Origin of the sequence: Paenibacillus alkaliterrae (assembly GCF_021532375.1) — a bacterium.
Classification (GTDB): domain Bacteria; phylum Bacillota; class Bacilli; order Paenibacillales; family Paenibacillaceae; genus Pristimantibacillus; species Pristimantibacillus alkaliterrae.
On record NZ_JAKGAP010000004.1, the window covers coordinates 17,777 to 30,679 of the forward strand.

Annotated in this window: 14 protein-coding genes; 3 read left to right on the forward strand and 11 right to left on the reverse strand. The window is 48.9% G+C overall.

All coding sequences use genetic code 11. The features are described 5' to 3' along the window. Positions 1-154 precede the first annotated feature (154 nt). The 10 genes from L1N85_RS02215 to cymR form a co-directional block, all read right to left on the reverse strand. Positions 155-466 (reverse strand): DUF1292 domain-containing protein, encoded by a 312-nt coding sequence (locus tag L1N85_RS02215; RefSeq protein ID WP_235234479.1) that lies wholly within the window; start codon positions 464-466, stop codon positions 155-157. Beyond that, positions 466-765 (reverse strand): DUF1292 domain-containing protein, encoded by a 300-nt coding sequence (locus L1N85_RS02220; protein ID WP_235234481.1) that lies wholly within the window; start codon positions 763-765, stop codon positions 466-468. The genes L1N85_RS02215 and L1N85_RS02220 overlap by 1 nt, the downstream gene beginning before the upstream one ends. A gap of 8 nt (positions 766-773) precedes the next feature. Next, on the reverse strand, positions 774-1,190 hold the full coding sequence (ruvX, locus tag L1N85_RS02225; protein WP_235234482.1) for a Holliday junction resolvase RuvX: 417 nt from the start codon (positions 1,188-1,190) through the stop codon (positions 774-776). Positions 1,191-1,193: 3 nt separating this feature from the next. Beyond that, on the reverse strand, positions 1,194-1,475 hold the full coding sequence (locus L1N85_RS02230; protein ID WP_235234484.1) for an IreB family regulatory phosphoprotein: 282 nt from the start codon (positions 1,473-1,475) through the stop codon (positions 1,194-1,196). Positions 1,476-1,513: 38 nt separating this feature from the next. Beyond that, positions 1,514-4,147, reverse strand: coding sequence for an alanine--tRNA ligase (alaS, locus tag L1N85_RS02235; protein WP_235234485.1), 2,634 nt, complete (start codon positions 4,145-4,147; stop codon positions 1,514-1,516). A 351-nt stretch (positions 4,148-4,498) separates the two neighbouring features. Next, positions 4,499-5,569, reverse strand: a complete 1,071-nt coding sequence (locus tag L1N85_RS02240; RefSeq protein ID WP_235234486.1) for an AI-2E family transporter — start codon at positions 5,567-5,569, stop codon at positions 4,499-4,501. A gap of 153 nt (positions 5,570-5,722) precedes the next feature. Beyond that, positions 5,723-5,920 carry a hypothetical protein gene (locus L1N85_RS02245; protein ID WP_235234488.1) on the reverse strand — a complete coding sequence of 66 codons (198 nt, stop codon included), beginning with the start codon at positions 5,918-5,920 and terminating at the stop codon, positions 5,723-5,725. 3 nt (positions 5,921-5,923) lie between these two features. Then, complete coding sequence (locus L1N85_RS02250) at positions 5,924-6,469, reverse strand: PRC-barrel domain-containing protein (protein ID WP_235234491.1); 546 nt, start codon at positions 6,467-6,469, stop codon at positions 5,924-5,926. Between the two features lie 17 nt (positions 6,470-6,486). Further along, positions 6,487-7,641: a cysteine desulfurase family protein gene (locus tag L1N85_RS02255; RefSeq protein ID WP_235234494.1), complete on the reverse strand. Its 1,155-nt coding sequence runs from the start codon at positions 7,639-7,641 to the stop codon at positions 6,487-6,489. A 13-nt stretch (positions 7,642-7,654) separates the two neighbouring features. Continuing rightward, positions 7,655-8,074 (reverse strand): cysteine metabolism transcriptional regulator CymR, encoded by a 420-nt coding sequence (gene cymR, locus L1N85_RS02260; protein WP_235234495.1) that lies wholly within the window; start codon positions 8,072-8,074, stop codon positions 7,655-7,657. 162 nt (positions 8,075-8,236) lie between these two features. On the opposite strand from cymR, the gene mnmA reads away from it, so the two are divergent. Next, the gene (gene mnmA / locus L1N85_RS02265; protein ID WP_235234499.1) at positions 8,237-9,370 is read left to right on the forward strand and encodes a tRNA 2-thiouridine(34) synthase MnmA; all 1,134 of its coding nucleotides are present in this window, start codon (positions 8,237-8,239) and stop codon (positions 9,368-9,370) included. Positions 9,371-9,447: 77 nt separating this feature from the next. On the opposite strand, the gene L1N85_RS02270 is transcribed toward mnmA, so the two are convergent. Continuing rightward, positions 9,448-10,791, reverse strand: a complete 1,344-nt coding sequence (locus tag L1N85_RS02270; protein WP_235234504.1) for a hemolysin family protein — start codon at positions 10,789-10,791, stop codon at positions 9,448-9,450. Positions 10,792-11,165: 374 nt separating this feature from the next. Between L1N85_RS02270 and L1N85_RS02275 the strand changes: the two genes are divergently transcribed. Together L1N85_RS02275 and L1N85_RS02280 are read left to right on the forward strand one after the other, a co-directional pair. After that, the gene (locus L1N85_RS02275; protein WP_235234505.1) at positions 11,166-11,747 is read left to right on the forward strand and encodes a copper resistance CopC family protein; all 582 of its coding nucleotides are present in this window, start codon (positions 11,166-11,168) and stop codon (positions 11,745-11,747) included. Next, entirely contained in the window at positions 11,747-12,832 is a 1,086-nt protein-coding gene (locus L1N85_RS02280) for a copper resistance D family protein (protein ID WP_235234513.1), read from the forward strand. The genes L1N85_RS02275 and L1N85_RS02280 overlap by 1 nt, the downstream gene beginning before the upstream one ends. Positions 12,833-12,903 lie beyond the last annotated feature (71 nt).

Below are 12,903 nucleotides of genomic sequence, written 5' to 3' on the forward strand. Positions count from 1 at the left end.
GTCCAACTTTAGACCCCCTATTATCCTTCTATAATAGCTTTCGTTCGCTAATCGCAGACGAATACGGCTGATCCCGACTTTTAACAGGTCAGCCTAGAACAAAAGAGCGGTGATAAGCCGCCCTTTTGTCTACTGCATATCCACTTGTCGCCTCTTATGGCCGTTCGTTGTCCGTAAACAATAAATCATCATATGCCTCGGAAGCTGCTTCCCACTCTTCATCGTCCTCAATCGTTTCGAGCTGCGGCTCGCCGCCCGCGTGAACAACGCGGAACAGCTCTACCTCATCTTCCCCGCGCATGATATCGGATTGAAGCGCTGCATAAATATGATCGCCGAGCTGAAACTCGGCCTTAATATCGTATATCTCTGCGCCGCCGTCTTCTGCGATTAACTGAATGTCTTTGCCGAATGCTTCTTTCAAGCTGTTCAGCTCCTTAGGTGACTGATGCTCCGTGCCGGACATTAGTTTTGTTCCTCCATCTCGCCGAGCAGAGTGTTGAATGTCTCCTCGACCATACTCCATTCTTCCTCATCCTCGATCGTATATAGCTTTAGATCATCGCCTTCTTCTTCATAACGGAAAGCATATACTTCATCTTCTTCATCATCATTTTCGCTTGTCAGCGGGACAACCATCATATATTTCTGATCGGAACCATCAACCTCAAACTTCATGATGACCTCGAATTCCTCTTCATTGCCTTCTTCATCCGGAATATAAATAATTTCCGGCTCTTCGAATTCCAAATCTTCATTTGTCATGGTTACCCTCACCTTTTCGCTTTAGAATCGAGATAATTTTGCAAAATAAGCGTCGCCGCCATTTTGTCTACGACAAGCTTTCGCTTCTTTCGGCTGACATCCGCTTCGATAAGCGTACGCTCAGCTGCTACTGTTGTCAGCCTTTCATCCCAAAGGTGAACAGGCAAGTTTAGTTTTTGCCGCAGCTCTTCTGCAAATGCCATGCAAATTTCGCCACGCGGACCAATTGTACCGTTCATATTCTTCGGCAAGCCTACGACGATTTCGCTAACCTCATGCTCTTTCACAAGATCGGCTATTCGGTCAAATTCACCTCTGTCACGCCTGCGATCAACGACTCCGGTACCTTGCGCGGTCCAGCGAAACGCATCGCTTACGGCGACGCCAATATGGCGGTCGCCGTAATCTAATCCCATTAATCTCATTGCTCAACCGGCTCCTGACCCTTTGTTATGTTTCTTGTGGCTCAAATAAAACCGGACAAGCTCTTCGATTAATTCGTCTCGTTCCTTCTTGCGAATTAAACTTCTGGCGTTGTTATGCCGCGGAATATACGCGGGGTCTCCGGACAGCAAGTACCCAACGATCTGGTTAATCGGATTATACTCTTTCTCTAGGAGCGCTTCATGCACGGACAGCAGAATGTCTTGAGAAGATTCAACCCCTTCCGCCTTCACGTTAAATTTCATTGTTTGATCCATGGAACTCATTGCCAGCACCTCGCTTTCCAAACCGCTATTCTTCTCTATCATATCACATTTGCTTGACCGAGAACCAGTTCTTCCGCAAGTTTCAATGCCTCATCCAGCTTAGATGTTTCCTTGCCGCCTGCTTGCGCCATATCGGGACGTCCGCCGCCGCTGCCGCCGCAGTGTACAGCCGCTTCTTTTACGATTTTGCCGGCATGGAAGCCCTTCTTCACGAGATCAGGAGATACGGCAGCCGCCAAGTTCACTTTATCTTCAGCGATTGCGCCAAGCACGATAATGCTCGATTCGAGCTTCAGCTTCAGCTCATCGACGATTCCGCGAAGCGCGTCCATCGACGGCGCGCTTACTTTGGCGCACAATACGGTAATATCGCCGACGGTTTTCGCGTTTGCTTCCAATGAGCCCGCTTCAATTCGGCTCAGCTTGGCTTGCAGTGACTCATTCTCGCGCGAGAGCTCCTTCACTTGACCGAACAAAGCCTCGATCCGTTTAGGCACATCCGCTGTGTGCGATTTCAATAAGGAAGCCGATTGCTTAAAGAGATCAAGCTGGCCCTCCAAATAATGATATGCATGCTTGCCTGTAACGGCTTCGATTCGACGAACGCCCGAACCGATGCCGCTTTCGCTTAGCAGCTTGAATAATCCGATTTGCGACGTATTGCCGACATGACAGCCCCCGCACAGCTCAAGGCTGTAACTTCCTACCTGCACGACACGCACCTCGTCGCCGTATTTCTCGCCGAACAATGCCATAGCGCCCATTGCTTTCGCTTCATTTAATGTTTTCGTATCGATCGAAACGGTGGTTCCAAGCCAGATCTGCTCATTAACGCGACGCTCGATGGCAGCAAGCTCATCCGCCGTGATGCTGCCAAAGTGAGAGAAGTCAAACCGCAACCGTTCTGCTTCTACAAGAGACCCTGCCTGATTAACGTGTTCGCCAAGCACCTCTTTGAGCGCTTTATGAAGCAAATGCGTAGCCGTGTGGTTTTTGATGACATCCTCGCGTACCGATCTCGTTACGATCGCTTCAGCTGCTTCGCCGGTACGTACCGTACCTGCTGTCACAACCGCATGATGAACGCTCTGTCCATGCGGAGCTTTCGTAACATCCTCAACCTCCAAAGTGAAGCCGCTGCCTGAAATCGTTCCTATGTCGCCGGTTTGCCCTCCGCTTTCCGCATAGAAAGGCGTACGGTCCAATATTACGATGATGCTGCTGCCCTCTTCCGCCGAATCAACGAACGCATCGTCTTGAACGATCGCTATGATTTGGGATTGTGTTACCAATTCATTATAGCCAACAAATTCGCTTTTAACCGTAAAATCGCCAAGCGGGCCGCCTTGAATCTTCATGCTGCCCGTCTCTTGGCGAGCCGCGCGCGCGCGTTCGCGCTGCGCTTCCATAGCGGCATCGAAACCGGTGCGATCTACGGCCATGCCGTTCTCCAAAGCGAAGTCTTCCGTCAGGTCAAATGGAAAGCCGTACGTATCATACAACCGGAAAGCGTCATCGCCGTTAATTTCCTTTCTGCCCGCTTTGACTGCAGCAGCAACCAGCTCGGACAGCATAGCCAGTCCTTCGGACAACGTCTCATGAAATCGCTCTTCCTCCGTACGGATAACGCGCTCGATAAACTCACGCTTCTCTACGACCTCCGGATAGTAAACGCCCATAACCTCGCCAACGACTGTCGTCAGACCGTGAAGAAACGGACGATCGATGCCGATCGTTTTCCCATAACGGACCGCGCGGCGCAGCAAGCGGCGAATAATATAACCGCGGCCTTCATTAGAAGGCATAACGCCGTCGCCGACCGCGAACGCAACCGTCCGAATATGATCGGCAATGACTTTAAGCGCGACGTCATGCTCTTCATTTTTGTTGTAGCTTACTTTCGCGATTTCGCATGTACGATCGATAATTGGACGGAAAAGATCGGTATCGAAATTGGAATCTACATCCTGCAAAATAGAAGCGAAACGTTCAAGTCCGGCGCCTGTGTCGATATTTTTGCTCGGAAGCGGTGTATAGCTGCCATCCTTGTTATGATTAAATTCCGAGAAAACGATGTTCCACACTTCGAGGAAACGTTCGTTCTCGCCGCCCGGCCAGCATTCCGGATCGGACAGATCTCCATATTTGTCGCCGCGGTCATAGAAAATTTCGGTGCAAGGTCCGCAAGGGCCTTCGCCGATATCCCAGAAATTTTCATTCAGCTTATAAATCCGCTCTGCAGGCAGACCGATTTTTTTGTTCCAGAGGCCGAACGCTTCCTCATCCTCAGGATATACCGTTACAGAAAGGCGCTCCGGGTCGAAGCCTATCCATTGCGGGCTCGTTAAAAACTCCCAGCCCCAAGTAACCGCGTCCTCCTTGAAGTAGTCCCCTATCGAGAAGTTGCCGAGCATTTCAAAAAACGTGTGGTGGCGGCGGGTCTTGCCGACATTTTCGATATCGTTCGTGCGAATGCACTTCTGCGAATTCGTAATCCGTGGATTGTCTGGAATGACGCGCCCGTCGAAATAAGGCTTAAGCGGCGCCATGCCTGCATTTATCCATAGAAGAGACGGATCGTTATGCGGAACGAGCGATGCGCTTGGTTCCATTTTATGGCCTTTGCTTTCAAAAAAAGCGAGCCATTTTGCTCGGATTTCACTTGCTTTCATTATTATGAGCCTCCTTCAAATTATAAAACGCAAAAAACGCCCCTGTCATAGACAGGGACGAAATCATTCGCGGTACCACCCTGGTTATTACGCTGCTTCGTGAAGCAGGCGCAATCGCCTTCATTGGACGTTAACGGGTCCACCCGGTGAAGTTCGTTCACACTCCGAAAAGAGCTTTCGGCCACCCTTCGTCATAAAAGCCTTCTCAACCGACGCTGAAAGCTCTATAAGGAGCAATCGCGAAGAGACCTTCTCTCTGGCTAACGGACAATGGCTTACTTCATTTCGTCAACGCTTTATCCAAATATACACTATATTATTTTAAAATTATAGCTACACCCCTTGCGCCTGTCAAATAATCTTTCGCCGCACATAATAGGCAAACATATGCTGGACAATGACCTTGCAGGCAGCGAAGATCGGCACGGCCAAAATCATGCCGATGATCCCGGCAATCTCCCCGCCGACAAGCAATGCAAATATAATTGCCAAAGGATGCATATGCAGCGTTCGCCCGACGACCTGCGGCGAAATGACGTTCCCCTCAAGGATTTGACACAGCGTGTTGACGATGGCTACGAGAATAACCATTTTAAGCGAGACGGTTGAAGCCATTAATATAGCGGGCGCCGCGCCAAAGAACGGGCCCAAATATGGAATGACGTTCGTTATGGCTACAATGCCCGCTAACAGAAGTGCATAAGGCATTCCGATCAGCAGATAACCGCAATAAGCCAATATGCCGACGATGACGCAAACGAGAAACTGTCCCCTAATGTAGCTGCCAAGCGCGGCATCGATATCCTTCAGCAGCCTGACCGTATTTTTGCGATGAGACTTCGGCACGTACGTAATAACCGTTCGCTCGAATACGTCGAAGTCCTTTAATATATAAAAGGCAAGAAACGGAATAATGAACGCAATGAAAACGGCGTTTAACATCGATCCGATATTGTTTACGAAGGTAAACAGGCTCTCGGAGAGCTTTTTCTCAATATTCATCAAGGATTTGTTTATCCCGCTGCGAATGCTTTCCGGTAAAAACGAGGTGTTATTAATATCCGAAACGATGTTTTGCGCACGCATAGACAGCTCCGGCACATGCCGGTTAAACTCCTGCACCTGATCGATTACCATCGGGATCAAATTGACAAGCAGCACTGTAATGACCGCACAAAATACAGCATAGATGAGCAGCACCGCGATCGTTCTCGGCACCTTGCGCTCGTGAAGCAGCGTGACGACCGGATTAAGTACGTAAGAAATGATCATAGCGATAATAAATGGCGCAAGCACGGCCCTTAGAAATACATACACATTTACGATAAGCGGCTTAATCTGCAGCATGAGATATACAGCAATTAAACCTAAAATGATGTAGACCAGCCATACAAATAGACGGCTCTTCGTAAAGCGTTCCACCGTCCTCACCCCCGAGCCAGCTTTTTCCCCCTCTGTCCGAAAGGACAAAGCGGAACTAGTTCAGTATATGTACAAGCGGTGAAAATCATCCTAAAGCAACAAAAAAAGACGGCCGCGGCCGTCTTTCCGTATGCATGTTTATTCAACACGACGTCAGTTGACGTGTACTTGCGGTATTTCCTCTTCAAAAAACAAGTCGTCGAGCGAGCTTAACGTGCCGTCCTCTTCCACTTGGTAAACCGACATTTTGTCGCCGTTGACTGTCAGTTCAATAAAGCATCCCCAGCAATAAAACTGATGGGAACCAATTTTCCCTATATCTTTCGAATTGCAATTCGGACATCTCATCATCTTTCATTTCTCCCTATCGATTGAATTGGAAGCTGCGACAGGCTCCAATTCCGCTTCACTGACAGCAGGAACAATAATCGCGTCTTCCCCGAGTAACACGGTATCCGGATCACTCGGCGCCTTCAACCATTTACGCCCCTCCATCAGATCCGAAACAAAACCGTCCGTAAGCTCGTAGCCTACTATTTGTGTACCCTGATTTGGGTAAAAATAAACATCCGATACGCGTCCAAGCTGAATGCCTTGGACAGTCATAACTGGCAGATCTCTTAATTTCACTAATCCAGTGTAAAAGGAACGCAGCAATTGCTTCGGCTTCATCCGAACGATCGCATCTTCGCTTGCTATGATGACGGTGTCCTCTCCGCAAGATAACACGTCGGACCACTCCACTATTTTCACAGAAGTAGCAAACCATTTTGCAGTGTCCAGAATGATTCCCTTAAGCTGCCAATGCTCGTCAAACCAAGCATCCTTGACGGTCCCGACCAGCCTGCCGGAATGGATCACAATAACGGGAAGCCCAATAAGCTGTTGAAGTTTGATCACGCCTAGACGGAATCCTCCTAGTAGTTATTACGAATACGCCTCACGACCGTTCCAACGATATATGCGGCGTCTTCTAATTCCTTCACAGTATTCCCCAATCCGAAGCTAAATCTTACAGCCGATTGAATTTGCTCTTCCGGTAAATGCATTGCGCGCAAAACATGTGACCGTTCGAGCGCGCCGGAAGTGCAGGCCGAGCCGCTTGCTGCCGCAATGCCTTCCATGTCGAGGTTCATCAGCATGGCTTCCGTATCGACACCGGTAAAGCTAATGTTAACGATATGCGGCAATCGATTCTGTTCATTGCCGTTTACGATAATCGGTACGTCCACATTCGTCATTAGCAGCTCTATCCATCTCTTACGAAGCTCGTCCATAAAAAGTTGCTTTTTTTGGCGATCGTTCACACAAATGTCAACAGCTTCGGCAAAACCAGCAATGCCGGCTACGTTTTCCGTGCCTGCGCGCCGCTTTCTTTCCTGCGAGCCTCCGTACTGTATCGCTTCAAGCAGCGTTCCGCTGGCCACGTATAATGCGCCTACGCCCTGCGGTCCGTTTATTTTGTGAGCGGAGAAGCTCATCAAATCAACCGGCAGCTCGCGGAGGTTCAAATCCAAGTGACCCAGTGTTTGCACCGCATCTACATGAAACAAAGCGCCGCCCGCCTTGACGATTTCTCCGATTTCCCCGATAGGCTGGATCGTACCGACCTCGTTGTTGCCGTGCATAATACTCACTAGACCTGTTTCCGGCGTCATGGATTCCCTCACATGCTCCGGTGACGTAAGGCCGCTGCTATCGACCGGCAGCACGGTCAGAGCGAATCCTTCTTCTTTCTTTAGCCACTCGCATGTATGAAGAACAGCGTGATGTTCGCCCGCTGAAGTTATAATATGGGATTTGCCTCGTTTACGCTGCGCTCTTGCAGCTCCGATCAATGCGGCATTATCGCTCTCCGTGCCTCCTGAGGTGAAGAGCAGCTCTGCAGGTTTACAGCAAAGTGCGGCCGAAATCCGGTCACGCGAACGGTTCAACTGCTGCTTCGCCGCTCTGCCGTAGGCATGCATGCTGGATGAATTGCCGCCAGGCCCTTGCATGAGCTCGAGCATCGTTCTGACGACGTCTGGATGCATTGGTGTCGTGGCGGCATGATCAAAATAATAAGTTCTCATCGGTCAGCTTCCTTTAAATATAAAACATGTAGCTATCAGGTTTTCCTTCATCTTCGAACGAAATGAGATCAGCCAGCGTAGTTGAATCTAACACCTCAGCGATGCTGTCGCGAATTCGCAGCCATAATTGGCGCTTCGCCGGATCGTCCTCCTCCGTAAAATCGACAGGAGAGATCGGACCTTCCAATATACGGATGATATCGCCGGAGGTAATGCTCTCCGGTTCCTTTGACAAAATGTACCCGCCGTAGGCGCCCCTGATGCTCTTTACCAAACCGGCATTCCTCAGCGGTGCGACTAATTGCTCCAAATAGTGTTCGGAAAGCTGATTCCGTTCAGCGATGCTCTTAAGCGAAGTCGGGCCTTCTCCAAACTTAGCCGCCAGCTCCATCATAATCGTTAAGCCGTAGCGGCCTTTCGTCGATATTTTCAATGTGACACCTCTTTATATGTTTTTAATCCACTGTATTCCCATTTCACTTATATGTTAACATATCCCGTATGAAACATGTGCAAAAAGGTTGACATCTTCAAGATAAAATTTTCAGCGTATGATACAATGATAAGTGTTTGATTTAACAAGGCGGTGCTAATAATGGATAAACCTAAAGCTTCGACTAGAGTTGTCGTTGGCATGTCAGGAGGCGTTGACTCCTCCGTCACCGCGCTGCTGCTTAAGCAGCAAGGCTACGACGTGATCGGCATATTTATGAAAAACTGGGACGATACCGACGAGTTCGGTCATTGCACGGCGGAAGAGGATTCGGAAGATGTCCGCCGCGTATGCGATCAAATCGGCATTCCCTACTATACCGTAAACTTTGAACGGCAATATTATGACAAGGTATTCACCTACTTCCTTGATGAATACAAGCGGGGCCGCACGCCGAATCCCGATGTCATGTGCAACCGGGAAATCAAGTTCGGCGATTTTCTGCAGCGCGCTTTGGAGCTTGGCGCCGATTATTTGGCGACCGGCCATTATGCCCGCGTCGAGCGTACGCCGGAAGGCGAAACGAAGCTGCTTCGCGGCGTAGATTCGAATAAGGATCAAACCTATTTCCTAAGCGCCCTTAATCAGAAGCAGCTTGCGAAGGCGATGTTCCCGATCGGTCATCTGCCGAAGCCGGAAGTACGCCGGATAGCCGAGGAGGCTGGGCTGTATACAGCTAAGAAGAAAGACAGCACGGGCGTATGCTTTATCGGCGAACGCAATTTCAAGACCTTCCTGAGCGGCTACTTGCCGGCGCAGTCGGGCGATATGATCGATATCCGCAGCGGGGAGAAGAAGGGCCGCCATGACGGACTTATGTACTACACGCTTGGCCAACGCCAAGGACTTGGCATCGGAGGATCTGGATCAGGCGAGCCTTGGTTCGTAGCCGAAAAGGATTTAGAGCGCAACCTGTTGTACGTCGTGCAGGGCGAGCAGCATCCGAGCCTGTATTCGGTGAGCTTGACCGCGACCGGAATGAACTGGATCGTTCCCTCTTCCTATGCGGGACCGCTTCGCTGTACTGCGAAATTCCGTTACCGTCAGCAGGATCAGGGTGTTACCGTTACGATGATGGAGGACGGTTCTGCCCATATCGTATTCGACAAGCCGCAGAAAGCCGTCACTCCGGGGCAAGCGGTCGTACTTTACGATGGTGATATTTGCTTAGGCGGCGGTACGATAGACACCGTTCAAAAAATAGATGCTTCAGCTTTTCTTACTCAACAGACTTAAAAAACGTTAATAAGGCTGTCCGGCGCACTCGTTAAATGCGTTGGAACAGCCTTGTTCTTATTATGGGGTTACGCTGTTCACGAGCCGAATTTCTGTTCCGTTCGCGCTTCTGGCCGACCTTCAATCCGCTCAACGATAATTCGGGAAATGCGCAAATGATCCGTTTCCTCGATAATAAACGCATATTCGCTGGAATATGGAATACGTTGATGATTAGCCGGAGGAATTTCGATTTTTGAATAAATCCATCCTCCAATCGTATCGTAATCATCCGTCTCGATATCGAGACCGAAAAAACTGTTCACCTCTTCAATGAGCATCAGTCCGCTGATCGAATACGTATTCTCATCCTTTTTTTCAAGCTGCTCCCGTTCCTCGTCAAATTCATCTTGAATCTCTCCAACGATTTCCTCCATAATATCCTCGAGGGTCACCAGTCCGGATGTACCGCCGTATTCATCAATCAATATCGCGATTTGCGATTTGCGTTTCTGCATCAGCTTGAGAAGCGTGCTGATTTGCATAGACTCCGGCACGGTCGTTACCGGCCTTGTTATTTGTCTAATGTCATGCAAGCTTTGATTCATGTCCTTCAGCAAATCTTTAATGTGAACGAAGCCAATAATGTTATCCTTATCGTTCTCGCATACGGGATAACGGGTCAGCATTTGCTCCAAAGCAATTTCCTTATTGCCTGCAAGCGGCAGGTTTGTGTTTAAACAGATCATTTCCGTACGCGGGATCATGATCTCCCTGGCATTCGTTTCGGTAAAGTCGAAAATATTATCTACGAGTGTAAGCTCCGTATTGTCTATGAGTCCATTTTTATGGCTTTCCTTCATCAGAATCCGAATTTCGTCCTCGGTGTGCGCGGAATCCTTCACTGTCGCAGGCTCGATGCCGATTATTTTGAGAAGCTGATTTGCCGTACCGTTTAACGCCCAAATGAATGGATACATTATTTTGTAAAAGTAAATGAGAGGCGCGGCCGTAAGCAGCGTAATGGTTTCCGATTTGCGAATGGCAACGGTTTTCGGGGCTGATTCTCCAAGCACGATATGAAGCACCGTTATGATGGTAAAGGCCAGTATGAAGGATACGGTGTGAATGAAAAGATTGTTGCGGAATCCGAAGCTGAGAAATATCGGCTCAATCACTCTCGCGATTGCAGGCTCGCCGATCCAGCCAAGCCCCAGCGAAGCTAGCGTAATCCCAAGCTGGCATGCCGGCAAATAAGCATCCAGATGACTGGTCAAATGGGATGCAAGCTTCGCCCTGGAATGCCCTTCCAATGCCAGTTCATCCAGCCTGCTGTCTCTTACCTTCACCATCGCAAATTGTGCCGCTACAAAAAAGCCGTTCATAAATACTAAAAACAAAATAAGCGCCAACGATAAACTGAGCGGTAATGGGTCACCCAACGAATTCCTGTCAATCGCTGCCGTTCTGCCTGTGGAGCGATGACAGGCGCACCTCCTTTTGGAACAAAGATATGGCGATCTTTGTGTAATGTGCCGACTCTCCATGATGCCGCGCCGCCGCGTCGAACGGTCCTGATGCCAAAAGAATTTCATGACTGTATTTATTTGTATTCGCTACAGGCTATCCATTATACGCCCTTTTTTGGCGGTTTATAGCGATTTTCATGCGGCACAAAACGGTTGCTTTTCGCAAAAGTTCATAAAGCTGCAACGATTTGATCAGCTATTTATAAGATTCCGGCTTAGTTAATCTGGTATAATGCAATCAGCTTGCTAAGAAAGATAGATGCTAAAATAAAGTAGGAGGTTTACGGATGAAACGAATACTGCTTATCTGCTTAGCTATGCTATGGCTCGTGCCAGGTGCTGCGATGGCGCACTCGACATTAGAAAGTGCAGTACCTGCGCAGGATGCGACGATCAACGCCTCTCCAGAACGCATTGAGTTGACTTTTAATACAAAAATCGAGAAGCTGAGCAATTTCAAATTACTAAACGCTGCCGGTAAGGAGCTTGATACGGAAAAAGCGATTGTGGACGGGGCAACGATGAGCGGTGCTGTTCCAGCAACACTGGCAAATGGTGATTATACCGTCAAATGGACCATTATCGGAGCAGACGGCCATTCTGTCGAGGGAAATTATTCATTTACGGTCGATGCCCCGGTTGAAACTGCGGAGCCTTCTCCAGAATCGGAATCAACCGCGGAAACGACTGAAGATCCGGCTGCCGGGACGCCTGAAGCGACAGCTGGCGAGGAAGATACCACTAATCTCAATAGAGAAAATGCTTTAGCCCCTGTTGATGGGAAAGCTGTAAACTACATGCCTGCCATTATAATTGGCGGAATTATTGCGATTGCTGCACTCGTGCTGTTTTTACGGAGGCGCAAATAATGATCTATATCAGCGAAGGCCTTCTATATGTTTGCTTCGCTATTTTATCGGGAGCCCTGCTGCTTCGGCTCGTGCCGGTGGATAGAAGGCCTTCTGTACATGCGCCGAACGCCTTGCTTCTCGCATGCGCGATAGCGATTCCAATTTTGTCCTATGCACCGATTCATCAATTAGCTCTTTTATTTGTCAAAGATTTTGACATGACGTACGGTGCTGTTCTAAAAAGCATCCTGCTTGATATTAATACGGGTAAAGCATGGGTCTGGACAGCAATCGGCTCGGCGGGTCTGGCTTTTTTACTTGGGCTCAAATCGTTTCGAAATGACAAACATACGCCTAAGGTAGCCTTATTCATAACGTTTCTGCTCATCATTTGGTTAGGCTATGCGAGCCACGCATCATCGCTGTATGGGTTTAGAGGACTGATTACGCACGCTTCCCATTTCCTTGCTGTAAGCGTATGGATAGGCATATTGCTCGTCATTAGCTGGTTTTCCAAGGACAATGCCAATTGGCAAACGTTTCTTCGTTGGTTTTCGCCTGTGGCTGTCGCTTCGGTGCTCGTAACCTTGATTGCCGGACTTGTCCTGATGTCATTCACGACACCTGATTATATAAACGCTTGGATGCTGCCTTATGGACAGATGCTGCTAATGAAGCATTTGCTCATTGCACCTCTGCTTTTGTTCGCTTACTCAAATGGATTTCTATACAAAAAGTTAGCTATCCGCAACCCGGCCTTTAACCCGAAGCGCTGGCTTCAGGCTGAAAGCTTGATCGCCCTTCTTGTGCTGTCTGCAACTGGCGTGCTGGGGCAGCAAACGCCGCCGCATTCCGTCAAAGAGACGCTGCAAACCGTTTCGCCGTCGCCTTTATTCACGGGGCTGTACAAAGGAAGCTTCAGTCCGGATGTTTCGCTGCAATTCACTTTGCATATGGAAAGTATACTCATGCTTGCAGCGGCAGCTTTAATGGCAGGCGGACTCCTCTGGATGTACCGCGCCGATCGGCTTATCCCTGCTTTTATCATGGGGATTCTGACCGCTGTATTCGGCTATTTTGGCTTAATGTTCTCAATTGCTTGATATAACCAAACCTTCAAAGGCTTCTATCCAAACCTTCAAAGGCTTTCGAACTGCGGGACACGCTGAAAGCT

What these genes read in the sequence shown, in the direction of transcription:
- L1N85_RS02215 (WP_235234479.1), bottom strand. Translation starts at nt 466, where the DNA reads ATGTCCGGCACGGAGCATCAGTCACCTAAGGAGCTGAACAGCTTGAAA.
- L1N85_RS02220 (WP_235234481.1), bottom strand. Translation starts at nt 765, where the DNA reads ATGACAAATGAAGATTTGGAATTCGAAGAGCCGGAAATTATTTATATT.
- ruvX (WP_235234482.1), bottom strand. Translation starts at nt 1,190, where the DNA reads ATGAGATTAATGGGATTAGATTACGGCGACCGCCATATTGGCGTCGCC.
- L1N85_RS02230 (WP_235234484.1), bottom strand. Translation starts at nt 1,475, where the DNA reads ATGAGTTCCATGGATCAAACAATGAAATTTAACGTGAAGGCGGAAGGG.
- alaS (WP_235234485.1), bottom strand. Translation starts at nt 4,147, where the DNA reads ATGAAAGCAAGTGAAATCCGAGCAAAATGGCTCGCTTTTTTTGAAAGC.
- L1N85_RS02245 (WP_235234488.1), bottom strand. Translation starts at nt 5,920, where the DNA reads ATGATGAGATGTCCGAATTGCAATTCGAAAGATATAGGGAAAATTGGT.
- L1N85_RS02255 (WP_235234494.1), bottom strand. Translation starts at nt 7,641, where the DNA reads ATGAGAACTTATTATTTTGATCATGCCGCCACGACACCAATGCATCCA.
- mnmA (WP_235234499.1), top strand. Translation starts at nt 8,237, where the DNA reads ATGGATAAACCTAAAGCTTCGACTAGAGTTGTCGTTGGCATGTCAGGA.
- L1N85_RS02275 (WP_235234505.1), top strand. Translation starts at nt 11,166, where the DNA reads ATGAAACGAATACTGCTTATCTGCTTAGCTATGCTATGGCTCGTGCCA.
- L1N85_RS02280 (WP_235234513.1), top strand. Translation starts at nt 11,747, where the DNA reads ATGATCTATATCAGCGAAGGCCTTCTATATGTTTGCTTCGCTATTTTA.